General features: G+C 60.7%; 19 protein-coding genes and 1 tRNA gene. 9 read left to right on the plus strand and 11 right to left on the minus strand.

Going from position 1 to position 23,546, the window contains the following annotated elements; translation table 11 throughout:
- The first annotated feature begins 309 nt into the window (after positions 1–309).
- Positions 310–1,782, plus strand: coding sequence for a C69 family dipeptidase (locus AB5Y84_RS09650; protein ID WP_368176842.1), 1,473 nt, complete (start codon positions 310–312; stop codon positions 1,780–1,782).
- A 61-nt stretch (positions 1,783–1,843) separates the two neighbouring features.
- On the opposite strand, the gene AB5Y84_RS09655 is transcribed toward AB5Y84_RS09650, so the two are convergent.
- Genes AB5Y84_RS09655 through AB5Y84_RS09665 form a run of 3 tightly spaced genes read right to left on the minus strand, consistent with a single transcriptional unit; the run spans position 1,844 to position 3,445 of the window.
- Entirely contained in the window at positions 1,844–2,590 is a 747-nt protein-coding gene (locus AB5Y84_RS09655) for an SDR family oxidoreductase (protein ID WP_216980039.1), read from the minus strand.
- 56 nt (positions 2,591–2,646) lie between these two features.
- On the minus strand, positions 2,647–2,892 hold the full coding sequence (locus AB5Y84_RS09660; RefSeq protein ID WP_040067114.1) for a DUF3624 family protein: 246 nt from the start codon (positions 2,890–2,892) through the stop codon (positions 2,647–2,649).
- A 31-nt stretch (positions 2,893–2,923) separates the two neighbouring features.
- On the minus strand, positions 2,924–3,445 hold the full coding sequence (locus tag AB5Y84_RS09665; protein ID WP_151285841.1) for a GNAT family N-acetyltransferase: 522 nt from the start codon (positions 3,443–3,445) through the stop codon (positions 2,924–2,926).
- Between the two features lie 186 nt (positions 3,446–3,631).
- Between AB5Y84_RS09665 and AB5Y84_RS09670 the strand changes: the two genes are divergently transcribed.
- Complete coding sequence (locus AB5Y84_RS09670; protein ID WP_368176843.1) at positions 3,632–5,071, plus strand: RimK family protein; 1,440 nt, start codon at positions 3,632–3,634, stop codon at positions 5,069–5,071.
- An 84-nt stretch (positions 5,072–5,155) separates the two neighbouring features.
- On the opposite strand, the gene AB5Y84_RS09675 is transcribed toward AB5Y84_RS09670, so the two are convergent.
- Positions 5,156–6,784 carry an alpha-amylase family glycosyl hydrolase gene (locus AB5Y84_RS09675; protein WP_368176844.1) on the minus strand — a complete coding sequence of 543 codons (1,629 nt, stop codon included), beginning with the start codon at positions 6,782–6,784 and terminating at the stop codon, positions 5,156–5,158.
- Between the two features lie 109 nt (positions 6,785–6,893).
- On the minus strand, positions 6,894–8,861 hold the full coding sequence (locus tag AB5Y84_RS09680) for a TonB-dependent copper receptor (protein ID WP_368176845.1): 1,968 nt from the start codon (positions 8,859–8,861) through the stop codon (positions 6,894–6,896).
- Between AB5Y84_RS09680 and AB5Y84_RS09685 the strand changes: the two genes are divergently transcribed.
- Entirely contained in the window at positions 8,850–9,110 is a 261-nt protein-coding gene (locus AB5Y84_RS09685; RefSeq protein ID WP_139495143.1) for a hypothetical protein, read from the plus strand. The genes AB5Y84_RS09680 and AB5Y84_RS09685 overlap by 12 nt on opposite strands.
- On the opposite strand, the gene AB5Y84_RS09690 is transcribed toward AB5Y84_RS09685, so the two are convergent.
- Complete coding sequence (locus AB5Y84_RS09690) at positions 9,107–9,364, minus strand: DUF2442 domain-containing protein (protein WP_005335997.1); 258 nt, start codon at positions 9,362–9,364, stop codon at positions 9,107–9,109. The two genes, AB5Y84_RS09685 and AB5Y84_RS09690, sit on opposite strands and share 4 nt — an antisense overlap.
- A 259-nt stretch (positions 9,365–9,623) precedes the next feature.
- On the opposite strand from AB5Y84_RS09690, the gene AB5Y84_RS09695 reads away from it, so the two are divergent.
- Positions 9,624–11,588, plus strand: coding sequence for an LTA synthase family protein (locus AB5Y84_RS09695; RefSeq protein ID WP_274161356.1), 1,965 nt, complete (start codon positions 9,624–9,626; stop codon positions 11,586–11,588).
- Between the two features lie 91 nt (positions 11,589–11,679).
- On the opposite strand, the gene AB5Y84_RS09700 is transcribed toward AB5Y84_RS09695, so the two are convergent.
- The gene (locus AB5Y84_RS09700; RefSeq protein WP_005336001.1) at positions 11,680–12,150 is read right to left on the minus strand and encodes an Lrp/AsnC family transcriptional regulator; all 471 of its coding nucleotides are present in this window, start codon (positions 12,148–12,150) and stop codon (positions 11,680–11,682) included.
- A gap of 143 nt (positions 12,151–12,293) precedes the next feature.
- Here AB5Y84_RS09700 and AB5Y84_RS09705 point away from each other — a divergent pair, with 143 nt between their 5' ends.
- Positions 12,294–12,812 (plus strand): cyclin-dependent kinase inhibitor 3 family protein, encoded by a 519-nt coding sequence (locus tag AB5Y84_RS09705; RefSeq protein ID WP_368176846.1) that lies wholly within the window; start codon positions 12,294–12,296, stop codon positions 12,810–12,812.
- Here the strand turns inward: AB5Y84_RS09705 and metA are convergent, their stop codons facing one another.
- Positions 12,813–13,760, minus strand: coding sequence for a homoserine O-succinyltransferase (gene metA, locus AB5Y84_RS09710; protein ID WP_368176847.1), 948 nt, complete (start codon positions 13,758–13,760; stop codon positions 12,813–12,815).
- 144 nt (positions 13,761–13,904) lie between these two features.
- Between metA and AB5Y84_RS09715 the strand changes: the two genes are divergently transcribed.
- The 4 genes from AB5Y84_RS09715 to yidA all read left to right on the plus strand — a co-directional run bounded on the left by AB5Y84_RS09715 (position 13,905) and on the right by yidA (position 19,192).
- A complete protein-coding gene (locus tag AB5Y84_RS09715) occupies positions 13,905–15,143 on the plus strand; it encodes a DUF3391 domain-containing protein (protein WP_005336014.1) in 1,239 nt (412 codons plus the stop codon).
- Positions 15,144–15,196: 53 nt separating this feature from the next.
- Positions 15,197–16,345 carry a CinA family nicotinamide mononucleotide deamidase-related protein gene (locus AB5Y84_RS09720; RefSeq protein WP_368176848.1) on the plus strand — a complete coding sequence of 383 codons (1,149 nt, stop codon included), beginning with the start codon at positions 15,197–15,199 and terminating at the stop codon, positions 16,343–16,345.
- Between the two features lie 255 nt (positions 16,346–16,600).
- Positions 16,601–18,268, plus strand: a complete 1,668-nt coding sequence (locus AB5Y84_RS09725; RefSeq protein WP_368176850.1) for a FapA family protein — start codon at positions 16,601–16,603, stop codon at positions 18,266–18,268.
- Between the two features lie 114 nt (positions 18,269–18,382).
- Entirely contained in the window at positions 18,383–19,192 is an 810-nt protein-coding gene (yidA, locus tag AB5Y84_RS09730; RefSeq protein ID WP_368176849.1) for a sugar-phosphatase, read from the plus strand.
- Positions 19,193–19,301: 109 nt separating this feature from the next.
- Here yidA and AB5Y84_RS09735 read toward each other — a convergent pair whose 3' ends face one another.
- The 3 genes from AB5Y84_RS09735 to AB5Y84_RS09745 all read right to left on the minus strand — a co-directional run bounded on the left by AB5Y84_RS09735 (position 19,302) and on the right by AB5Y84_RS09745 (position 23,399).
- The gene (locus AB5Y84_RS09735) at positions 19,302–22,385 is read right to left on the minus strand and encodes a transglycosylase domain-containing protein (protein ID WP_047436640.1); all 3,084 of its coding nucleotides are present in this window, start codon (positions 22,383–22,385) and stop codon (positions 19,302–19,304) included.
- Positions 22,386–22,593: 208 nt separating this feature from the next.
- A complete protein-coding gene (tmaR, locus tag AB5Y84_RS09740) occupies positions 22,594–22,911 on the minus strand; it encodes a PTS system regulator TmaR (RefSeq protein WP_005336024.1) in 318 nt (105 codons plus the stop codon).
- A 411-nt stretch (positions 22,912–23,322) separates the two neighbouring features.
- A tRNA-Asp gene (locus tag AB5Y84_RS09745) sits at positions 23,323–23,399 on the minus strand.
- Positions 23,400–23,546 lie beyond the last annotated feature (147 nt).

Here is a 23,546-nt window from a genome sequence, read left to right on the forward strand (position 1 = left end):
AGCAGGCGTCAGAATCATGACTCATCTGCTGCCAGCTCACGCTGTTTTGGCACATTTTGCCGTCCACGCGCCACGATGCCAGAGAAAAGTCAGGAACCGCAGCTCGATCACAAAATAAACAACCACTCGGGAATACAATTTTGGCGCACATCACAACCAGCCAGCCGTGTCATGGATGATCTGTTCGCAAAACCAATAACAGGCAGACCAATCTGTCGTGCTCACTCCGCTGCCAGTTCGGAGTTGCAGCCTCCCCACACCTCATCCCCTCGTCTGACTCTCACTCACCGCAACCCTTCGGGTACACCTATGAAAAAACACACCTTGAGTCTTCTCTCTGCCACCCTGCTCACCCTGCTTGGCACCAGTGCCGACGCCTGTACCGGCCTTATCGTCGGCAAGGGCGCCAGTGCCGATGGCAGCGTGATGATCGCCAGAAACGAGGATTTTGGCGTCAACAACTGGAACAAGTACCTCGCCTTCCGGCCCGCGCAGCAGAACGAGGGCAAGGTCTGGAAGCTGGGCAACGGGCTGGAAGTGCCGATGCCCAAGGCATTTTTCGCCTACTCCGCCATCCACGACTGGGATGCCACAACCAGCGACCCGGCAGGCAAATATTATGAGGAGCGCGGCATCAACGAGTTCAACGTCGCCATCTCGGCCACCACCAGTGCCGAGGTCAACGACAAGGCCCGGAAAGCCGATCCGCTGATCGAGAAGGGAGTGATTGAAGCCATCATCCCGACCCTGATCCTGCCGCAGGCCAGGACGGCCAAAGAGGGGGTCGAGCTGCTCGGCCGCTATGTGGAGCAATATGGCGCCGGTGAGGGCAACAGCCTCTATCTGGCAGATGTGAACGAAGCCTGGCTGATGGAGATTGGCTCCGGCCACCACTGGATCGCGGTGCGGGTGCCGGACGACAGCTACGCCATGGTGGCCAACGGCCTGCGCATTCACGGCGTCAGTCTCGACAGCGCCGATGTGCTGCACTCGCCCAAGCTGCTGGAGTTCGTGCGCGAGCACAAACTGCTGGATAACGCCGACCCGAAAGAGTTCAACTTCGCCAAGGCGTTCGGGGTGATTGCCGACCCCTACAACGTGGATCGGGAGTGGCTCGGCCAGAAAATGCTGACCGCCAGCCATCCGCAGCCGACCCGGCAGGCACAATATCCACTGTTTATGAAGCCGGATGCCCCCATCGCCGTGCCGGACGTGGCCAGGCTGCTGAGCGCCACCTATGAGGGCACGCCGCTAGCGGGCAAGGCGGAGAGGCCGATCCGCATCGATCGCCAGCTCGAATCCCACGTCATCCAGCTGCGCAAGGAGATGCCCAAAGAGCTGCAGGGGCTCATCTGGCAGAGTTACGGCGTGCTGGCCGAATCTGTGATGGTGCCGCTCTACAACACCCTGGAAAACTATCCCCTGCCCTATCGCACCGGCAGCGACAGCTACTCCGATGATTCCGCCTACTGGCAGTTCCGCAGCCTGACCGCGCTGGCCAGCGCCGATCCGGACAAGTACCTGCCGCTGCTGCGCGGCGTCTGGAGCAAGGAGAGCAACAAGCTCTACAAGGAGGTGGCCCTGCTCGACCAAAGCCTTAAGCAGGCCTATGCCAGCGACAAGGCCACCGCGCTCGGGCTGGCCGCAGACTACTCCTATGGCCAGTTGGAGCAGACCTATCAGATGGCCAAAACGCTGCGCTACAAGCTGATGACGGATCTCACCAAGCGCAGCGAGAAGAAGTATTCGCCGGAGGAGTTCAAGAAGATCATGAGCCTCTAATCGGCTCGCCAACGCAAAGAGGCTCCCAAGGGAGCCTCTTTCGTTTCAGCCAATCCAGCGATCAGCGGCGGCTGATATTGAGCGGGCCGAAGGTCTGGGCCACCGGCATGATCTCGATGCTGTTGATGTTGACGTGGGCCGGCTGCTGGCTCACCCAGAGCACGGTATTGGCGATATCTTCCGGCTGGATCGCCTCCACCCCCTGATAGACGGAGGCCGCCTTGGCATCGTCACCGTGGAAGCGCACGTTGGAGAACTCGGTGCCGCCGCACAGGCCCGGCTCCACGTTGGTGACGCGGATGGCGGTGCCCGCCAGATCGGCGCGCAGGTTGAGGCTGAACTGCTTCACGAACGCCTTGGTGGCGCCGTAGACATTGCCGCCCGGATAGGGGTAGGTGCCCGCGATGGAGCCGATGTTGATGACATGGCCGCGATTGCGCGCCACCATGCCCGGCAGCAGCAAGCGGGTGAGCAGAGTCAGACCGCTGATGTTGGTGGCGATCATCTGCTCCCAATCTTCCAGATCCGCCTTGTGGGCCGGCTCCAGCCCCAGCGCCAGACCGGCGTTGTTGACCAGCAGATCCACCTCGCTCCAGGCGGCAGGCAGAGCAGCGATGGCAGCGCGGGTAGCCGCCTTGTCCTGCACATCGAACGCCAGCGGCAGGAACTGCTCGCCCAGCTCGTCAGCCAGCGCAGCCAACCGCTCGGCACGGCGACCGGTACCGATCACCTTGTAGCCCGCCTGCACCAGCTGGCGGCTGATAGCTTCACCAAAACCGGACGAGGCGCCCGTTACCATTGCAATCATCTGAACCTCCATATCTACACCGATATTGTTATTTATCTGTTTGAATCTATTAAGATTCATTCATCGCTCAATTCACGTCCGGTCGCCTTGCGCCAGACAAATACCACCAGATGGAGCAGCAACAGGCCCGAGCCACCCAGCGCAAACAGCAGGCCGGTGAGGGCGTTGACCGAGGTGTCGGCGCCGCACCACCACCAGACCAGCCAGCCACTCAGACCGATGACAAAGGTCTGGATGGCACAGACCGGGCAGCGCCCCAGCTTGGCCCTGATGGCGGTGGCAAGACAGTTGTCGCAGCTCATCCTGCTCCTCGATTCTGCTCGTTCAATATGGTCAGTTGGCCTGCGCAGAGGGCTTGCGCGCCTGAGTGCGAGCCACTCTGCGCCGCTCACGCTCCTCGTCGCTCACCAGCGGCAGCACCAGCCGGTGGGCGTGCTGGTCGCGGCCATAGTAGTCCGCCAGCCGCTGCTGGGGACGAAATCCCAACCCCTGATAGAGCGCCAACGCTTCTTCGTTGGCGTCCCCCACTTCGAGGCGAATTGCCCCCCATCCCGCGGCCTTGCCCTCGCAGATCACCTGCTCCAGCAGACGGCGGGCCCAGCCCAGACGGCGCACCGTCCAGCGGATGGCCAGCGCCTGAATGACCAGCCGATCCCAGCCTCTGTGCTCCAGCAGGCAGAGATAGCCCATCAGCTGATGTTTCTCGTCCAGCAGCAACAGGGTGCGCCCCTTGGCGTGGGCCAGCAGATAGTGCCAGCGGCTGCGGCCAAAGGCGACTTCGGGAGGAAAACAGTAGCGTTCCAGATTAACGATGGCGCCCAGATCATCGGTTCGGGCCGCACGTACGGTCAACACGGGGAGTCCTTGTTCGGTTATTTATCCTCAGCACCAAAAATGCGACTTGTATCACAAGTTACCAAGGCGTCATATTAGGCACTGTAACCTCTTGTTTCCCCTCGCGCCATTGTCGTGCTTGTCGGTGCATCGAAGCCCACTGGGGATCCTGCCTGTTCAGGCAGTCTGATCTGTGGAGCCGAAAATATGAGTACCTATGTCATCGTCGAAGAGCTGGGCGACTGGCCTTGCCATGCCGATTATCTGCTGACCGCCCGCACCTATCTGCAACATGGCGTGCCGACCACCGGCGGCCGACCCCGCATCATCAACCTCTGCCGCAATCTGGAACACCTGAGCGCAGGCTACTACTGCTCGCTGCTGGCCCAGGCCCGCGGCCACCACTGCCTGCCGGGTCTGCAAGCCATCAGCCGACTGCAACCCCAGCAGCCACCGGCCAAGCTGTGGCGCAAGGCGCAGGGATGGCTGGCCCAGCAGAGCGAGGATCGGATTCGAGTGCGCGCCATCTTCGGCCAGTGTGAACAGAGCGAGCTCGCGGGGCTGGCCCGCTACTACTATGGCCTGAGCCAGCTACCGCTGCAGGAGCTGACCCTCAAGCGCGGCCGCCACGGCTGGTCCGTGCGCCAGCAGCAGAGCCTGTCACCGCTGGAGCTGAGCCCAAGCGAGAAAGAGTTGATGCTGCACCACGCCCAGGCGCTGGTGGGCTCCGGTGATGAGGAGCAGGCGGCGCCGCTCTACCAGCTCGCCATTCTGGTCGACCCCGATGATGGCCGTGCCAGCAGTGACGGGCTGGCGCTGGAGCGCTTTATCCGTGCTGCTGCCGCTCAAGGCATCCGGGCCGAGATCCTGCCACCGTCGGCCATCGAGCGGCTGCCGGAGTTCGACACCCTCTGGCTGCGTGCCGAAACCGCAGTCGGCCACTACACCTTCGAATTTGCCCACCGTGCCGAGCAGCTCAAGATGCCGGTGATCGACAGCTCCCGCGCCATCCTCGCCTGCAGCAACAAACTCTACCTCTACGAGCTGATGGTGCGCAGCGGCGTGCCCATGCCGCCCACCATGGTGGTGACCCGCCGCGGCCGCCACCATGTGGACGAGCTGGTACAGCGGCTCGGCCTGCCGCTGATGGTGAAGGTGCCCGACGGGGCGCAGGGGCGCGATCTCGCCATGGCCAGCGACGAGCAGCAGCTGGCCCGCCTGCTGGACGAGGGGCTGGGTAGATCCGCCCTGCTGCTGGTGCAGAGCCGGATCCCCGCCGAGTTCGACTGGCGCATCGGCTTTCTCGATGGCTCGCCGCTGTTTGCCTGCCGCCGCTACCGGCCCGAACCCGGCAACCGCATTCGCCGCCGCAAGCACCCCCTCGACATGAGCCGCATCGAGGCGCTGCCGCTTAACGAGGTGCCGGAGCGGGTACTGCAGACCGCTCGCCGCGCAGTGCATCAGCTCGGCAATGGTCTCTACGGGCTCGACTTGCGCCAGCAGGGGCGCGACTGCGTGCTGCTGGAGATCGTCGACAACCCCTGGATCCGCGGCGATATCGAAGACAAGGAGGCGCAGGATCTCTACGAGCGACTGGCCCGCGCCTTCCGCCAGCGGCTGGAAAACCGGGGCCAGAGCACCGCATAACCCCGCCATGACTTTGTCGCCCACAATGACAGAGAGGGCCCCGCGATGGGGCCCTCTCTCATATCAAAGCGTGCTGCGGCTGACTTATTGCAGACGCAGGAAACGCCCGCTCAAGGGCGGTATCTCCACCGTCACGCTGCTGCCACCGATGGCCAGACTCTCGCCGCTTTGCAGATCCACCAGCGCGCTGCCGCTGCGCAGTTTGCCCGCTGGCAGGCTGTAGCTGAGCGCCGTGGTGGAGAGGTTGAGCAGGTAGACTATCTGTTCGCCTGCCGTCTGCTTGATGTCACCATAGAGACTGCCCTCGGCCACCAGTTTGACTCGCTCCCCCTGATAGAGGGCGGGGTGCGCAGCGCGCATTGCCAGCAGCTGGGCCAGCCACTCTTTCAGCTCGGCCTGTTCGCTACTTGGCACAAAACCGGTGACAGCGGGCACCTTGCCATCGCTGCGGGCCACATGATCGTCGCACAAGCCCTGCGCTGCGCAGTCACCACCGACCTTGGCGGCAAAGCCCGGCACCTCGTCGCCAAACTCCTCGCCATAGTAGAAGGTAATCGGGCCGGAGCGAGCCGCCATAAAGCTGAAGGCTGCCTTGTGGCGCTGCCAGTACTCGGTCGATTTGAAGTTGCCGCGCTCCAGCAGATCGCCAAAACGCACCAGATCGTGGTTGCCCAGCATCAGGTTCGGCATGGCGTGATTCGGGTAGTTCTCCACCTTGTTCCAGCTGGCATCGAGCACGCTGGCCCCCTGCCCGCCCTTGCCGGACTCCTCCACCGCCAGTGCCTGCAGGATGCCGTAACGCAACGGGAAGTCAAAGGCTGAGGAGAGCGCCGGATTGTCGCTGCTGCCGTAAGCCTGGGCGCGAATGTCGTCAGCCCCCTTCCACACCTCGCCCACCATGTAGCCAAGAGTGCCCCACTGCTGACCGGCGGCCTTGCGCGCTGCGCTGGCCTGCTCCACCTCGCTGCGAATGGCGCGCCAATCATCCAGCCCAAGCTGATAGGCCTGATCGAGGCGCCAGCCGTCGATGCCGTACTGCTCGACCCAGTAGCGGGCCACCTCCTTGAAGTAGGCGAGGCTCTCCGGCTTGCTGTAATCCACCAGCTGGCCGGGATAATCCGCACCGCCGCTGGTGAGGGCTGGCAGACGCCCCTCTGGCGAGGGCTTGCTCACCCCTACCTTGTTGACGTGGCCAAACACCCCGTCGAGGAAGACATAGAGGCCGCGCTGGTGCGCCCCATCCACCAGCTGTTTGAGCTTGGCATTGCTGCCAAAGTTGGGATCCACGGTAAAAAAGTCGCAGGCGAAGTAGCCGGTGGCATCGAGCTTGTTATCACCGCCTTGCCCCGCGCAGGAGTCGAACACCGGGGTGAGCCAGATAGCGTTGACGTTGAGACTCTTGATGTGGTCGAGACTGTCGATGATCCCCTGCAGATCGCCGTTGTGCTGGGAGGGGCCATAGCCGACGCCGTAGTTGGCACTGCCGTCACCATCGGCAAACGACTCCACAATTACCTGATAGATGCGCAGATTGCAGGCGAGTTGCTCATCGCCGTAGCAGGCCCGACTGGCCGTGGCAACCGGAGGGTGAGTAACAGGCGGATTGACGACGGGAGGCGTACTCCCCCCGCCAGAACTTCCACTGCCGCCGCAGGCGGCGAGTAACAGGGCGGCCCCGATGAGGCCGCCATAACGCAACGTTCCCTGTTTCATTGTCATGTTCCCGCTGTGAGCACAAGTGTCTAAATGCACCTGCTTTTCGCCATGATAGCGAGCGCTCGCAGAGGGGTCTGTGACTGAAAACGTTACCCGCTCGTCTTGCTCAGAGCACGCCGTCGGAGGCAAAGCGGTAGTTGACCGAGATCCAGTAGGCACGACCCGGCTCGGGAATGCGGCCGCTCTGTTCATAGCCCAACCCGGCCTGACTGCTGTGCACCGACTTGGAGAGGTGCTCGTAGTAGAAGGTGCCGAACAGGTTGTCTACCCCGGCCGAGAGCTGCCAACCCTTGGCAAACTGCCAGGCGCCGCTCAGGTTCATGGTGAAGAAGCCCGGAGTCTCCCCCTGATCCTGACCCGCAACGGTGCCGGACCAGAGATCTACCCGATCCTGCGCCGCCATGGCGCGGCCCAGCAGGGTGAAGCTCAGCGCTTCGTCCGGCTGCCAGCCCAACGCCAGCTTGCCATCGAGGGGCGGCATCTGGGCCAGCGATTTGTTGTCGCTCTGGTTTTCGCCATAGACCACCGCCAGACCACCATCGAGACGCCACTGCTCGGCAAACTGCCAGCGCCCCTCCAGCTCGCCACCCCGGGTCTGGGCATCGATATTGCGCACCTGGTTCGACTTGCTGTTGTAGAGCAGGTAATCCTTGATGTTGGCGCTAAAGAGGGAGAGGGTCAGGTCCAGCTCGCGGCTGCGCAGAGCCAGCCCTGCGTCCCACTGGCGGCTGCGCTCCGGGTTGAGGGTGAACGGGGTGCTGTCCTTGCTGCGCTCCCAATAGTCCGGCGCCCGCTCTGCCTGACCCCAGGCCAGATAGCTGGACCAGCGTGGCGACCACTGATATTCGTAGCGGCCAAACCCGCTGTTAAGACTCAGGGTATCGCTGTAGAGGGTCTGTTCACCGGCGCCATAACTGGTGGTCTCTAGCCTATCCTGACGATAACCGCCCTTGTAGCTGTGGGCCCCCTGCTGACGACCCAGTTCGGCGAAGCCGCCCTGCTGCTCGAAACGCAGGGTGCGCTGACGATCTTTGGTGGCATAGTCGACCCCACTCCGACTGCGGTGCTGATCCCGGTTGCTGTCGAGCCCGGCTGTCAGCAGCCAGTCTGCTGGCAAGGCGATGTCGTTGGCCCAGCGGCCGCCGGTATTGCGGCGATCAGGGTTTCTCAGGGATTTAGGAGTGCTGTTTTGCCGCAGGCTGAAGTTGTCCATGATGTGGTCGATATAGTTGTCCCACAGGGTCAGCTCGCTGCGCTGCCAGTGAGTGGTGATCTGCTCCTGCTTGAGCTTCAGCCCGAAGGATTCGCGATCAAACATGGGACCATCCATGGTGCGGTCCGCATAGGCGGCGCGGGCGTTGCTGCGCTCGGCGGTCAGTTCCAGCCAGGTGTGCTCCCCCGGCGTCCAGCCCAGCTGGGCGGTGCCGTTCTCGCGGCGATAGAAAGATCGCACCTTGTTACCGTGACCATCGCGGTAATCATCGCTGTCGGAGTGGGTGAACTGACCGCGCAGATAACCGTCGGTCGAGCCCGCCGTCATATCCACCATCTGATCATCACGGCCAAAGCTGCCATAGAGGGCCGAGGCATCGGCCTTGAGGCCCGGTGCGGTGAACTCGGGTCTGTCCCGCTCGAACAGCACGGTTCCCGCCAGGGTGGCACCCTGCTCGAGGGATTGTGGCCCCTTCAGCACCCGGATCCGGTCAAAGGATTGGGGGAACACATAGGCGGTGGGCGGGTCCATCCGGCCACCACACCCACCGGCCAGCATGCCGCCATCCATCTGCACGTTGAGGCGGGACATCCCCATCCCCCGCAGTACAGGGTCGCCACCAAGCCCCCCTTTGCGCACCATGCTCATGCCGGTGACATTCTTCAGATAACCGGCGCCGTCGGCAGCGGGCATGGGGGAACCGGGCTTCTTGGGATCCAGTGTCACCTCCAGGGTGCTGGCGGGGCGGGTTGCCACCACCACCATGGGATCCAGCTGTTGCACCGATTCCTGACCGGCAGCGCCGTGACAGGCGAGCCCACCAACCAGCAGGGCAAGGGGTGTGCGCATATGACAAGCCATACATTTTCCTTATGTATTTGTTTGTTTTGTTATTTTCATTCAACCAACCAAACCTTTCAGCAAGGGAAAGGTTTGCCATCAGGCCGCAAAAAAGGCCTGCTGCGCGAAAGCGGCAAGCCTCTGTCAGGTGAAGCGAAGGCAAGTTGGCAAAATGTTGCGCAGGTTTTACCCAAGTTGGCTCAGAAAGGCAAACGGGCAAACATTCCAGTAACAGGAATCTGGCGTTGGCTCACAAAAAATGGGGATTAGCTGAAGGCTTCCCGCTCATCGATGGGAGAGATGAGGTGATAGACCTCATGAGCGGATAGCGTGCAGCCAACAGGCCACTCCAGCTGGTGGTGACGGTTGATGAAGACCCGGGCGCAGTGACGCTCGCTCTCCAGCTTTGCAAACAGCGGCTGGGTTCGCCAGGGGGTCAGATCCAGCACACCCGTGGTGCCATCCGATAACACCAGAAACAGGCGCCATCCCCGCACATACTCGACATCGATAAAGACCGGCATCCCTTCGGCTCCGATTGAGATAATTCGCGGCAATTATAAACACCAGCTCCCCATCCATACACGCTGTGGCTCACATTTTACCCAGCAGATTATGCTGTGCTCATTAGTGGCGTGACATCACACTTCTGGATGATAAATGTGTTAATGCCGACTTTTAACAAACTTGAATGCAACCTTAACCAATTCGATCTGTCATAACCTCACAACAACTAAAAAAACGTCTGTGGACAGACGTTTAGAGTCTCATTCAGGAACAAACATGACAAATCTAAAACAGCGACTCGGCCCGTTCTGGCCCTTCGCCGTCTTCTGCGCGCTCGCGCTTTTCTCTCTCTCTTTCAGCCGAATCGCCCTCGGTCTCTGGCAACTGGAACGGGTGGATGCCGTGGCCGGTTGGCAGGAGATGCTGCTGCAAGGGATCCGGGTCGACTTTGCGACCCTCTGCTGGATCTGGGGTGTCCCCGCCATGCTCACTCTGCTGCTGGCAGGCCCCCATGCCATCGGCCGGGGCTGGCTGCAACTGATGCGCGTCTGGCTGACCGTCGGACTCTGGCTGATGCTGTTCCTCGAGATCTCCACCCCCTCGTTTGTCACCGAATATGGCGTGCGTCCCAACCGTCTCTATGTGGAGTACCTCATCTATCCGAAAGAGGTGTTCGCCATGCTGTGGGCGGGGCGCAAAGCCGAGCTGCTGCTGGCGTTACTCTTCAGTGGCGCCGTGCTGACCGGCGGTTGGTGGCTGAGCAGCCGACTGGTGCGTGGCCTCAGCTTCCCCCGCGGGTATCTGCGTCCAGCCTTCGCCCTACTCATTCTGGCCATAGGTTTTCTCGGTGCCCGCTCCAGTCTCGGCCACCGCGCCCTGAACCCGGCCATGGTCGCCTTTGCCGAGGATCCGCTGGTCAACTCGCTCACCGTCAACTCCGCCTACTCCCTCTTCTTTGCCATCAAACAGATGGGCGCCGAGGAGGATGCCGGCCAGTTTTACGGTGAGATGACCCCTCAGAAGGTGCTCGAGGTCATGCGCAAGGAGAGTGGCCGTCCGGCCAGTGATTTCAACTCCGATCTGCTGCCCAGCCAGACCTTCAACCAGGCGAGCTTCCGGGGTAAACCGAAGAATCTGGTGATCCTGCTGCAGGAGAGTCTGGGCGCCCAGTTTGTCGGTTCCCTCGGCGGTCTGCCGCTCACCCCCAACATCGATGCTCTGTCGCAGCAGGGCTGGGCCTTCGAGCAGCTCTACGCCACCGGCACCCGCTCGGTGCGCGGTATCGAGGCGGTACTGACCGGCTTCACGCCTACCCCGGCACAGGCGGTGGTCAAACTCGGCAAGAGCCAGACCAACTTCTTCACCATCGCGGACCTGCTCAAACAGCGGGGTTACGACACCAGCTTTATTTATGGCGGCGAGAGTCACTTCGACAACATGCGCAGCTTCTTCCTCGGCAACGGCTTCACCACCATCGTCGAACAGAAGGATTTCGACAATCCGGTGTTCAAGGGCTCCTGGGGCGCCTCCGACGAGGATCTGATGACCAAGGCCGACGAGACCTTCAAGGCGCTTCACAAGGAGGGCAAACCCTTCTTCAGTCTGGTGTTCAGCTCCAGCAACCACGATCCGTTTGAATTCCCGGACAACCGCATCGAACTCTTCGAGCAGCCCAAGCAGACCCGCAACAACGCGGCCAAGTATGCGGATTACGCCATCGGCGAGTTCTTCAAGAGGGCGAAACAGTCCGAATACTGGAAGGACACCCTGTTCCTGGTCATCGCCGATCACGACAGCCGGGTCGGTGGCGCCAGTCTGGTGCCCATCCCCCGCTTCCATATTCCGGGGGTTATCGTGGGCGACGGTATTGCACCGAGAAAGGATCCGCGCATCGTCAGCCAGATCGATATGGCGCCGACCCTGCTCTCCTTGATGGGGATCAGTGCCGACTACCCTATGCTTGGCAAGGATCTGACCCGCATGCCTGCCGACTGGCCGGGGCGCGCCATCATGCAGTACGACAAGAACTTCGCCCTGATGCGCGGCAAGGATGTGGTGATCCTGCAACCGGAACGGGCGGCAGAGGGCTATGTCTACGATGATGCCAGCGAGAAGCTGACCCTGGCGGCGCAGCCGGACGCCTTGAAGGAGGATGCCCTCGGTCTTGCCCTGTGGGGCAGCATGGCCTATCAGAAGAGTCTCTATCAGACGGCCAAGGATGAACGCACCGCCGCCAATTGAACACCCCGTACAGATTCAACCCATAGCAGACTAGAAAAAACCGCCAGCTGGCGGTTTTTTCCATCTATCCATACCGTCGGCCCACTGGCCGTTATGGCTGGGGAAAGCAGGGCAGGGAGCGGCTGAACTTGTGCTCGAATACCAGCGAGGTTTCGAGGTGCACCACCTCCTCGCGGGAGGTGAAGTGATCGAAGACGAAGTTGCGCAGGTGCTCGGTATCAGAGACACAGAGGTGCACCAGAAAATCATCCTTGCCGCCCATGTGGAACAGACTGATCACTTCGGGCAGCGCCAGAATGGCATCGCGGAAAGCATCGATGATCTGACGGCTGTGGCGGGCCAGCTGCAGGGAGACCATGGCCTGAATATGGCCACCGAGGGCCTGATAATCCACTTCGCAGTGCGCTCCCTTGAGCACGCCATCCTGCTGCAGCTTGCGCACCCGCTCCAGACAGGTGGAGGGAGCAACGCCCACCAGCGCGGCCAGATCCTTGTTGGTCATGCCCGCATCCCGAAACAGATGGGCCAGGATATCCAAATCCAGTTGATCCAGGTTTCTCATCTTAACTCCTTGAACCGCTCAATTTTTTAGACTCTGCCCGTAAACCGGGGCAAACACAACGGCCATTGACATCCCCCCTGCCCCGCCTATCCTTGGCGCCATTCACCGGCCGCAGCCCTGCGGCCACCACGCGAGGATCCGCCATGCACCCGTATCACCCCTTCTGGAGCCTTGAGGTTCCCCGTGTCGACGGTCAGCTGCTGCTGACCCCCTGCCCCGGCACCCAGCAGGTGCCGCTGACCCTGGCGCTCGATCAACTGCGGTTGGCCGGTGCCCACGGGGTGGTGACCCTGATGACAAACGCCGAGTTGATCCGACTCGAACTGGCGCAGCTCGGCCAGCAGGTCGAGCACGAAGGGATGCGCTGGTTCCATCTGCCCATCGAGGATGATCTGGCCCCCGATGCCGACTTCGAGGCTGCCTGGCAACAGGCGCTGCCACAGCTGCGCGAGCTGCTGGGGGATGGCAAACATCTGGTCATCCACTGCAAAGGGGGCAGCGGTCGTACCGGTCTGGTCGCCGCCGCGCTGCTGATGACCCTCGGCCAGCCACAGCAAGAGGCGATGGCCGCTATCAAGGCCCACAGACCCAAGGCGTTTACCCTGGCCTGCCACCGCCAATGGCTCGACCAGCTGGCCGAGCGGCTGGCGCAGGGCGACTGACTACTTGCCTCCCTGGTCGTAGGTAAAGACCTTGCCGATATCTTCCACCCGATAGCTGGTGAGCTGATAAACGTAGTAGTTGAGCCAGTTGGCAAACAGCAGATGACCATGGCTGCGCCAGCTGGCGCGCGGGGTCTTGCCCGGATCGTTATTCGGGTAGTAGTTGACCGGAATGGCCGGGGCGAGCCCTGCCGCCAGATCCCGCTGATACTCCCCGTCCAGCGTCAGGGCATCGTACTCCGGGTGCCCGGTGACAAACACCTGACGACAATCCTTGGTCGCCGCCAGATAGACCCCCGCCTCTTCTGACTCGGCAAAAATCTGCAAGTCGGTCTGGGTGCGGATCAAATCGCCATCAAACGCCGCGTAACGGGAGTGCGGGGCGACGAACTCATCATCGAAACCGCGCAGCAACGGCTCGTGCTCATCGAGGCGATGGTGGCGGTAAACCCCGGAGAGCTTCTCACCGTGGGTCTGCTTCTCCATGCCATACAAGGCTTTCAGCGCCGCCTGCACCGCCCAGCAGAGGAACAGGGTGGAGGTGACATGCTGATGGGACCACTCGATGATCTCGACGATGCGCGGCCAGTAGACCACCTCCTCGAACTCCACCAGCCCGAGCGGCGCCCCTGTGATGATCATGCCGTCGTAGTTATTGCCACGCACCTGCTCGAAGTCGTGATAGAAGTTCTCCAGATGGGCCTGAGGCGTGTTCTTTGACTCCCTGTCATCGATGCGCAGCAGATCCACATCCACCTGCAGCGGCGAGTTGGAGAGCATCCGCATCAGCTGGATCTCGGTCTCAATCTTCTTTGGCATCAGGTTGAGGATGAGCACCCGCAGCGGGCGGATGTTCTGGGTGACGGCCCGGGATTCCGTCATCACGAAGATGTTCTCCTGCCCCAGCACTTCGGCGGCGGGTAACTGATCCGGGATCTTGATCGGCATGCTTACTCCCTGTACTGCATCAGTAAATATGTCTGGACATCCAGAAGCCTATAATAAAGCTCCTGCCCTGTCATCAGATACCTTTTGTATTCACCCCCGCCTTTGACTAGCATACGGCTCAGTGTGTCTCCTGCTTCCAAGATAATGACCGGTATCAAGATTTCCGTAGATCGACTGCAAGTCGGCAACTATGTATCCCTGCCACTGGGGTGGCGCGAACACCCGTTCCTGTTTTCCAGCTTCAAAATCAAAAGTGAAGAAGAGATCGAGCTGATCCGCCGTCTCGGCCTGAAACTGGTCACCATCATTCCCGACAAGAGCGACGTTCCGCCCAAGCCCCTCAATCAGGTACAGCCTCAGCAACAAGAGAGCGCAGACGCCGCCCAGCGCCAGGCCCAGATGCAGCAGGAGAAGGATCGTCGCATCGAACAGTTGCAACTCTATCGCCGCAACCTGCAGCAGTGCGAGAAACAGTTTCAGCAGTCGCTGGCCCAGGTGCGCAGCGTGATGAGCAAGATCCAGTCCCGCCCCCTCAATGCCATCGGCGAGGCGCAGGAGCTGGTCAACGCCATGACAGAACAGCTGCTCTCGGTGGACGAGATGGTGCTCCATCTGGTCTCCGACAGCGAGGATGGCAACAACCTCTACTTCCACTCCCTCAATGTGAGCGTGCTCAGCATGCTGCTGGCCAAGGAGTGCTGCATGACGGCCGACGAGATCCGTCAGGTCGGCATGGGGGCGCTGTTCCACGATATCGGCAAGCTGAAGATCCCGAGCCAGATCCTGCGCAAGACCGAGCCACTCACCAAGCCGGAACAGAACCTGATGGCCCAGCACCCGCGCTACGGGCTGGATCTGCTCAATCTGGCCAAGGATTTCCCGGCCGAGGCGAAGGGGATCGTGCTCCATCACCATGAATATCTCGATGGCAGCGGGCCGGAAGGGCTCAAAGGTGGCCAGCTCGATCCACTGACCCAGATGGTGTCGCTGATCAACGAGTACGATAACCTCTGCCACATGCAGGCCAAGGTGCCCTACTCGGCCCTGAGCGGCCTCTACAAGCAGCGCAAGGCGCAGTTCAATCCGGAGTACCTCAGCATGCTGATCCGGTTGATGGGGATCTATCCCCCCGGTAGCGTGGTGCAACTCTCCAATGGTCAGGTGGGTCTGGTGATGTCGGTCAATGCTTCCCGCCTGCTCTACCCCTCGGTGCTGGTCTACGATCCGCGCATTCCCCGTCAGGAAGCGGCCATCATTGACCTGCAGCAAGCCGAACTGTCGATCGCCAAGGTGATCCACCCCAAACGGCTGCCGCCCGCCGTGTTCGAGTACCTCAATCCGCGTACCCGGATCAGCTACTACTTCGAGCACAACAAAGCCTGATTGTGTTGGCCCGAGGCCAACCGTTGCCACCCGTTTAATCCAAGGAGCCTGCCATGCGTATCGAGATCATCAGTACCGGAGACGAAATAGTGACGGGTCTGGTGGTGGATACCAACGCGGCCTGGCTAAGCGCTCTGCTGCTGGAGCAGGGGTGGCAGGTGCGCCGTCGCCTGACGGTAGGGGACAACCTCGCCGACCTGAAAACGGTGCTGCAAGAGAGTGCCAGCCGCGCCGAGGTGGTGCTGGTGTGTGGCGGGCTCGGGCCCACTGCCGACGACCTCACTGCTCAGGCGGCAGCCGAGGCCTTTGAACAGCCGCTCACCCTTTTCCCCGACTGGCTTGCTACCATCACGGCCCGCTACGCCAGCCGTGGTCGCCCCATGGCACAAAGCAATGCCAAACAGGCCTGGTTGCCACAGGGGAGCGAAATCCTCGACAACCCGGTCGGCACCGCCTGCGGCTTTGTGGTGCGAAGTGGCCAGAGTCAGCTCTTCTTCACCCCGGGCGTGCCGTTCGAGTTCAAACAGATGGTGCGCGAGCAAATTCTGCCGCGCCTCAAACAGCTGGCCGGTGCGCAGATCGATACCGAGCTGCGTCGCTTTTACACCTTCGGTGTCTCGGAGTCGGCGCTCAGCGATATGCTGGATGCCGAACCCTGGCCAGCCAGCATCGAGCTGGGTTACCGCTCCTCCATGCCCCTTATCGAGCTGAAACTGATCGGCCACGGCGCCAGTACCGCTGACATGGAGAGTGCAGAGCGCCGACTGCTGGATACGATCCACCCCTGGCTGGTTGGCAGCGGAGATACGGAACCGGCGCAGCAGATCCTCGTGCTGCTGCAAGGCAGGCCACTGGCTCTGCTGGAGGGGGAGAGTGGCGGCGCCCTGCTGGCGCTTTGTCACGGCCATACCCGGCTGGAGGCCAACTTCAGCACGCAACTGGCCGATGAGCTGGCACAACTGCCGACGACCGATGCGGGCCTGCAACTGACCATTGGGCGAGAGGGCGCAGAGGGGGTGCCACTGATGCTCAGCGCCGATGGCATGCACATCGGTCAGACGGTCAAGGTCAGCCACCCCGACCCGGAGAGCCGCCGCAAGATCCTCGCCTTTGCCGCCCTCGACATGCTGCGCCGCCATATGCTGGGTGAGCCGGTGCTCGGCGATTACCTCACCCTGGCCAGAACAGCCCAGCGCAGCTGATAAGAACCGCCATTCCCCTGCCAGCGACCCTATGTCGCTGGCGCTGCGATCCGTCTTTTCACTCCGTTTCCAAACAGCGCCCACATTTATCTGGCCGCCATCACCGATTTGACTTCAATTCATTGACCATTCAGAGGAAATATCTGAATACTGCCCACTCTCAGGGTTGGCGACTCGCTTTATTAATCATTGAGAGATTAAATGACAGTAGAGGAGCGAGCCGATCGTTCCGTTCTCATCCAGCAAGGAGATGCGGTGTTAAGCAAAGAGTGGTTGCTGCTATCAAGCGATATGGAACTGGTCTGCCTGCGGATTGCCACCGGTCTCACCAAACCTGTCACGGAACAGGATGTGCAGGCTCTGCTGCTCGCTTCCAACTGTCGCCGCTATCAGCCGCTGCCCGAGGGGATCAAACAGGCCATCAGCCTGCTTAATACCCTGCTCACCAACCCTGCCGCCCCCGTCCCCGCCAACCCCATCCCTGTCGGCAAGCGTCAGGATGCCCGACTCGCCGTAATAGTGGAGAAGGATCGCATGAGCGCTATCGCTCAGATCACTGCCGACTGGGGTGGCAAGTATGTGACGCTGGAACAGTTGAAAGAGGCGATCGCCATCAGCGAAATCAAACAGGGGGTGAGTGAGCAACTGCTCACCACTGCCATCCAGTCAGCCAAGGAGGCCGCCCCCGGCAGTCAGCTCAAGCTGGTGATTGCCAACGGCCAGCCTGCCGTCAATGGTCAGGACACTCGCTATGAGCGGCTGGTGGAGACCCCGGCCGAACGGATCCTCAAACCGCAGGAGCTGGGTCATGGCAAGGTCGACCTGCGGGATCTCGGCTCCATCGTCACCGTCAAGGCAGGCGCTCCGCTGATGCGCCGTCATCCGGCCACCGTCGGGGTACCCGGTTTTACCGTGACCGGTCAGGATCTGCCCGCCAAGGATGGCAAAGACAGCCCGATGAGTGCTGGTGAAGGCACCTTCATCTCCCCCGACGATCCCGACCTGCTGATTGCCGGTCGGGCTGGCCTGCCCTGTCAGGAGAAAGCGGGCATGAAGGTGGACGAGGTGCTCAGCGTCAAACAGGTGGATGCCCGCCACGGCCACATTGATTTTGAAGGGGGCTTAATCGTCAGCGGCGACGTCAACCCGGGCATGAAGATCAAGGTCAGCGGTGACATCGTCATCGGCGGCTTTATCGAAGGGGGCTGGATCGAAGCCGGGGGCAGCATCACGGTACGCCACGGCATCATTGGCCGCCGCAACGAGCAGGGGGAGTACCTTTGCCAACTCAATGCGCAGGGGGAGATCCACGCCAGCTACGCCCAGTATGCCCAGCTGGAAGCGGGGGGGGATATCCAGATCCAGAGCCAGCTCAGCCACTGCTACTCCCGCAGCGGACAAGACATCAAGGTGGGCGATAGCAACATGCGCAAAGGCACTCTGCTGGGGGGCACCAGCATTGCCAATCGCCTGATCATGGCCCCCAGCCTGGGGGCCGAGGCAGCCAACCATACCCGGCTGCAGATCCTTGGCGGCTACTTCACCCACAAGGAGCAGGAACACCAGCTCAAGCTGCGCCAGCAGACGTGTCAGGCCCAGCTGGAGAAAATCAAGGAGCTGGTCATGAAGTTGCTGCAACTACCCGGCGACAAGCGCAATCCGGATACCCTGCGCAAGCTCAAACCGATCCGGGACCATCAGCTGACCGAACTGGCCCAGCTTGATGAGCAGCTCACCGCCAACCAGGAGGAGCTGCGAAACTTGATGGCTCAGATGGAGGTCATTGCCACCCAGCACCTCTACTCCGGCATCGAGGTCGAGATGGCCAGCTTCAAACGCAAGGTTACCATCACACGAGGCCCTACCCGTCTGACTATCCATGATGAAACCCTGGAGATGACCCCCTACGAGGGACACAAATAGCTCAACCGGCACGGCCCCATCGCTGAACCGGCCGTGATCCCGCCGCCGATTTTCGCTACACTCGCCACTTCCTTGGCCCCACCGGGCGGGCCACCCAGACTCAGGTAGTGAGAGATGTACAAGCTGATCGCATTGGATATGGATGGCACCCTGCTCAACCCGCAGGGCCAGATTACTCCCCGCACCCACGCCGCCATCAGCGCCGCGCGCGCCAAAGGGGTAACCGTTGTGCTGGCCTCCGGCCGCCCGCTGGAAGGGATGAGCCACTATCTGGAAGAGCTCGGCCTCACCACAGAGCATGACTACGTCATCTGCTACAACGGCGCCCTGGTGCAACAGGTGGCCGATCAGCGCATCATCCGCAGCCAGCTGCTGACCGGCAGTGACGCCAGCGCCGTCGCCAAACTGGCTGACGAGTTGGAGGTGAACGTTCACGGTTTCTCGGTCACCCGTGGCCTGATCAGTCCCCGTGTCAGCACCTACACCGAGCACGAATCTCGCCTGATCGGCATGCCGATCAATCTGATCGACTTCGCCACCCTGCCTGCCGACGAGCAGATCATGAAGGTGATGATGATCGACGAGCCGCCCCAGCTCTCCCGCGCCATCGAGCGACTGCCTGCTGAGCTCTATGAGCGCTATACCGTGGTACAGAGTGCCCCCTTCTTCCTCGAGTTCATGAACAAGCAGAGCAACAAGGGAACCGGCGTGGCCGCGCTGGCCGAGCACCTTGGCCTGACCGCCGATCAGGTGATCTGCGTCGGGGATGCGGGCAACGATCGCCACATGATCGAATACGCAGGCCTCGGTGTGGCGATGGGCAATGCCACCGACGAGATCAAGGCTCTCGCCCAGCACACCACTGCCCGCAACGATGAAGATGGCGTGGCTCAGGTGATCGAGCAGTTCGTACTGAATGCCTGATCGCAATCGAGCGCTGCTGCGTCCGATGAGGAAATAAAAACGGGGAGGCTGTCAGCCTCCCCGTTTTTTCTGGTCAGTTATCTGCGTGATGAGCGGTAATTCGCTCGCATCACTGGTTCGCCAGACACTGAGTATGGGAGCCCGGTTGCAGGTAAGGCGTCAGCAGAGGAGCCATCCCCTTGAGCACCTGCACCGGCAGCGCCGAGGTGAACCTGAACTTGTCAGACTGGCTACCCGGTACATAGGCGGTCAGGGTACCGAAGTGATCCTCACCCAGATAGAAGACGAAGGTTGCGGTGCGGTTGCGCGCCAGCGAGCTGGTCACGTTGCCATAACGGCCCACGGTTTCAATCCGGTTATCCCCGGTTCCGGTCTTGCCCCCCATCTGCAGCACAGTGCCATCCGGCAGGGTAAAGGCACCGGCGATACGTCTTGCCGTGCCCCCTTCGACCACCTTGGAGAGCGCACTGCGCAGGGCGGCCGCCACCTCTGCTGGCATCACTCGGGTTCCCTCGGTGTGCTGCGGCTCAAACTCGGTCTCGAAGGGCGTCCCCTTGGCGAACGAGAGATGCTCGATACGCAAGGTTGGCGAGCGGATACCGCCATTCTGGATAATCCCCATCAGCTCGGCCAGTGCTGCCGGGCGGTCACCGGAGCTACCCAAGGCGGTCGCCAGTGAAGGCACCAGATGGTCGAATGGGTAACCGAGCTTGGCCCAGCGCTGATGGATATCGAGGAAGGCTTCAACCTCCAGCATGGTGCGGATCCGGCTGTCACGGGCACTGCGATGACGGGTCTTGAACAGCCAGCTGTAGACCTCCTGCCGCTCGTCACGACTGGCCGCCACCGCGTCGGCAAAGGTCGCCTTGTCGAACTCCTTGAGATAGGCCAGCAACCACAGCTCCAGCGGGTGAACCCGGGCGATGTAGCCCTGATCCGGCAGTGAATACTTGCCCGGACCATAGCTGACGTAGAGCTGATTAACCCGCTTGGCACTCAGCTTCTCTCTCGGCAACCGCTCCGCCAGGAAGGCAGCAAATGCGGCTTCGCTGGCTTCCGGCATCAGGTAGCGGTGAACCGCCGCCAGACGTACCGCACTCGGCTTGAGACCGTCGAGGAAGGTATCGAGTTGCTCCTCGGGAGTCTTGCCGCGATATTTGCGCCAGAAGCGCAGCAGATAGGTCTGGCCCTCTTTGTCGGCAAATTTGGCCAGATACTCCTGACGACGGGGATCCTTGTCATCCTTCAGCAACTGGGCACGGTTGCCCTCCTTGTAGAGGCTGTAGCGAACGATATCGCGCATCAGCCGTACAAAGGGCAAGTTAATCGACTCACGCAGAGAGTCACGCAACGTCGGAATGCGATTGTTATCCTCGCGGCGGAAGTTGTTGAAGGTGTGCATGCCGCCACCGGTAAAGAACCCTTCGTTGGGGCTGGCGGAGTATTTGCGATCCAGCGCCGCTTCCAGCATCACAGGCAGGCTCTTGTCCTGAGCCGTCATCAGATAGGAGATGGCCCAACGGCTGAGGTTGTCCTGAGAGACGGCGGCCAGCTTGCGCAGATTCTCGACCGGCATCCCGGCATAGTTGTCGTGCAGCTCGGCCACGATCTCCAGATAGGTGGTCAGCACCCGCAACTTGGCGGTTGAGCCCAACTCCAGCTTGGAACCTTCGTTGATATCGAACGGCTGATCGGTGTTGTCGGTCTGCACCCGCACCTTGAACCCTTCCGGCGACTTCTCGAACAGGGTGAAGCTGTAGCGCACATCGCCGGTCTTCTCCGGCGAGAGCAGGCGCTCACCAAACAGCCCTACCTGGGCGGCAAACGTCGGGTCGGCCAGCTGTTGCAGATAACGGGAGATTTCGTTCTGCAACGGCATGTTGAGGCTGGTATCGGCGGTCAGATCCATCCGGTCAAGGTCATAGAGCTGCACCCCGAGCTGACGGCTCAGGCGAGTACGGGCAACCTGCAACCCCTTGTTATTGTTCACCCGGGTGATAGCAGGGGACTGCAGGAAGTCACGGAACGTAATCTTGGCCTTGAGCGCCGCTTCCATCAGAGGTGGCGTGATCATCCCCTCCTGCACAAACAGGCGCAGGTAGCTGTCGGTCAGGGTAGCCAGCGCCTCTCGCCCCTGAGCCAGATAGTAAGAGGGACGGCGGTGCGCAATCATCAAAGAGACAACCTGACGCAGGGCAAGCCCCTGCTCGGCCAGTGGTGCGTTCTGGTTGCGGGCGGGGTCCAGCAGACGGTTCACGTCATCGACATTGGCACCAAACCAGACCCAGAGACCATCTCCCAGACCATGCACTTCACCATATCCCGGCGCAGCCGAGAGCGGTACCGAGTTGAGGTAGGCCCAGGCGACCAGTTTGCGCGCTTCGAGGGTTTCCGGCCCGAGACGATAGGCACGTACGCTGGCAGAGGCCATCTGACGGATCTTCTCGGTCGGCGACAGGGTCAGGCCATCCGGCGAGTGGCGATACTTCTCCACTTGGGTCGCCAGGGTACTGCCACCGGCAGATTGATCCTGCATATCGAGCGCCTTGCCCACCTGAGATAGTGCCGCCTTGGCAAAACGGGGCCAGTCGACCGCCGGGTTGGCCAACGGCTCTTCATTGCTCAGCAAGTCGCGGTTCTCGATAAACAGCAGCGACTGGATGACGAGCGGCGGAATGGAGTCAAAATCCGGATAGTGATGGGTCGGATACTTGAATTGATAGAAGGGCTCGGCGCGGCAATCGTGCAGCGTCAAACCGGCCTGCACCTTCTCGGTATAGGGCACGAAGAAGCCACGACTGGCGTAGTCATAGAGCGCGTCGGAGAAATGCACCTGCTTGCTGACTTCATAGCCCCGCTGAAGCAAACGCTCCTGCATCATCGGCAGTTGCACATAGCCGAGCCGCTTGTCGAACGGGCCATCCTCAGGGAAGGCGATCTGCTTGCTCTGGCCAGGCTCGACCTGATAGGTAAGCTTGGCGGCATAGCGGGAGATCTCCTGAGATTGCAGCTTCGAGGTTTTCATCTCATAGCCAACCAGAGCAATCACCGCCCCCAGGCACAATAAAAAGAGAAAACAGAACAGCCAACGCCACCAGGGACGGCGCTTGCGCTTTGGGTTCCCGTCCGAGGTCTGGACAGATGAATCTTGAGATGCCACTTGTGTCAAATCCGTCTGTTCTGATGCGCCCATATCAGCCCCACCATGGTTGCGCAATTTATTGTGTTTCACTCAAGCTTAGTCTTTTCAAGTCAATGGCTTGAAACTATTGACCGCTTTGTGGTGATGGTAACAGGGCAATTCTAAAAAGGGGAGCCGATTGTTGCAGGAGTGGCAGAGATCCGAGCTGATAACAAAACACCGGCCAGTGGCCGGTGTCTCTTAAGCGAAAGCTGAATGCTTATTTGTGAGAGCTCATGCCCTTCAGTTTGGTGCTCAGCTCTTTACGCTCTTTAGAGAGCTCGGCGTTCTTGATGATGTGATCATCCACGCGCTCTTCATAGTCGGCACGCATGTTGGCGATGATCGCCTGTACATCATCAATGCTCATGCCCGGCTTGATGTAGTCGCTCAGGTTGTCGAGCAGCAGCACGCGCTTCTGGTTGTCACGGATCTTCTTCTCGTTATCCGCAATTTCACGCTTGAGTTTGTTCTGGCGACGGGACATACGCACATATTCCAGTACATCGCTGAAGGTGGACTTGTTTACTTGTTCCATATCGATACCACTGACTTAAGGTTGATAAAAACTGGCCAAGTTACACCTGGAACCCGGCAAACTAGGCGCGGGACAGGCAAACTCAAGATGCCCTTACTCTACCGAGTTATAAGCGAGATACAACCCTAATCGCGCGCCATGAACAGAGTTTGGCCAAAAGTAAACCAGTTAAAATGGCCAGTAATCTATCAGATAAGGGGTTGATATAGATAGAAAATGGGGAAGATGACAGGGTTTTAGTTCTCTTCCTCTAGATAAATGCTAACACTGGCTGTTTAACACGCTAAAAACACCAAAGCCCGGTCATTAAGCCGGGCTTTGATACTCGTTCTGGTGTGAAAATCTTGGGGCGCAGGGCAAAACCTGCCCATAGCAAAAAGGCCTTCCCAATCGGGAAGGCCTTCAAATTAGTGGCGGAGCGGACGGGACTCGAACCCGCGACCCCCGGCGTGACAGGCCGGTATTCTAACCGACTGAACTACCGCTCCGCATTCGGTTAGCTTTCGCTAAATCTTTTGCTGCTTGTTCGTGAGGTGTCATCCTCGCAGCCAGTGATGTGATTTTTCACATCGCTGTTTAATTGGGTGCCTGGCAGTGTCCTACTCTCGCATGGCGAATGCCACACTACCATCGGC

Source organism: Aeromonas sp. s11, from assembly GCF_040907945.1.
GTDB classification, from domain to species: domain Bacteria; phylum Pseudomonadota; class Gammaproteobacteria; order Enterobacterales; family Aeromonadaceae; genus Aeromonas; species Aeromonas veronii.

Excerpts from the sequence above, each read along its gene's own strand:
- AB5Y84_RS09705 (WP_368176846.1), top strand. The coding sequence starts at position 12,294 with ATGCACCCGTATCACCCCTTCTGGAGCCTTGAGGTTCCCCGTGTCGAC.
- AB5Y84_RS09720 (WP_368176848.1), top strand. The coding sequence starts at position 15,197 with ATGCGTATCGAGATCATCAGTACCGGAGACGAAATAGTGACGGGTCTG.
- tmaR (WP_005336024.1), bottom strand. The coding sequence starts at position 22,911 with ATGGAACAAGTAAACAAGTCCACCTTCAGCGATGTACTGGAATATGTG.
- AB5Y84_RS09715 (WP_005336014.1), top strand. The coding sequence starts at position 13,905 with ATGACCGGTATCAAGATTTCCGTAGATCGACTGCAAGTCGGCAACTAT.
- metA (WP_368176847.1), bottom strand. The coding sequence starts at position 13,760 with ATGCCGATCAAGATCCCGGATCAGTTACCCGCCGCCGAAGTGCTGGGG.
- AB5Y84_RS09695 (WP_274161356.1), top strand. The coding sequence starts at position 9,624 with ATGACAAATCTAAAACAGCGACTCGGCCCGTTCTGGCCCTTCGCCGTC.
- AB5Y84_RS09660 (WP_040067114.1), bottom strand. The coding sequence starts at position 2,892 with ATGAGCTGCGACAACTGTCTTGCCACCGCCATCAGGGCCAAGCTGGGG.
- AB5Y84_RS09690 (WP_005335997.1), bottom strand. The coding sequence starts at position 9,364 with ATGCCGGTCTTTATCGATGTCGAGTATGTGCGGGGATGGCGCCTGTTT.
- AB5Y84_RS09675 (WP_368176844.1), bottom strand. The coding sequence starts at position 6,784 with ATGAAACAGGGAACGTTGCGTTATGGCGGCCTCATCGGGGCCGCCCTG.
- AB5Y84_RS09680 (WP_368176845.1), bottom strand. The coding sequence starts at position 8,861 with ATGGCTTGTCATATGCGCACACCCCTTGCCCTGCTGGTTGGTGGGCTC.
- yidA (WP_368176849.1), top strand. The coding sequence starts at position 18,383 with ATGTACAAGCTGATCGCATTGGATATGGATGGCACCCTGCTCAACCCG.
- AB5Y84_RS09655 (WP_216980039.1), bottom strand. The coding sequence starts at position 2,590 with ATGATTGCAATGGTAACGGGCGCCTCGTCCGGTTTTGGTGAAGCTATC.
- AB5Y84_RS09670 (WP_368176843.1), top strand. The coding sequence starts at position 3,632 with ATGAGTACCTATGTCATCGTCGAAGAGCTGGGCGACTGGCCTTGCCAT.
- AB5Y84_RS09685 (WP_139495143.1), top strand. The coding sequence starts at position 8,850 with ATGACAAGCCATACATTTTCCTTATGTATTTGTTTGTTTTGTTATTTT.
- AB5Y84_RS09735 (WP_047436640.1), bottom strand. The coding sequence starts at position 22,385 with ATGGGCGCATCAGAACAGACGGATTTGACACAAGTGGCATCTCAAGAT.
- AB5Y84_RS09650 (WP_368176842.1), top strand. The coding sequence starts at position 310 with ATGAAAAAACACACCTTGAGTCTTCTCTCTGCCACCCTGCTCACCCTG.
- AB5Y84_RS09700 (WP_005336001.1), bottom strand. The coding sequence starts at position 12,150 with ATGAGAAACCTGGATCAACTGGATTTGGATATCCTGGCCCATCTGTTT.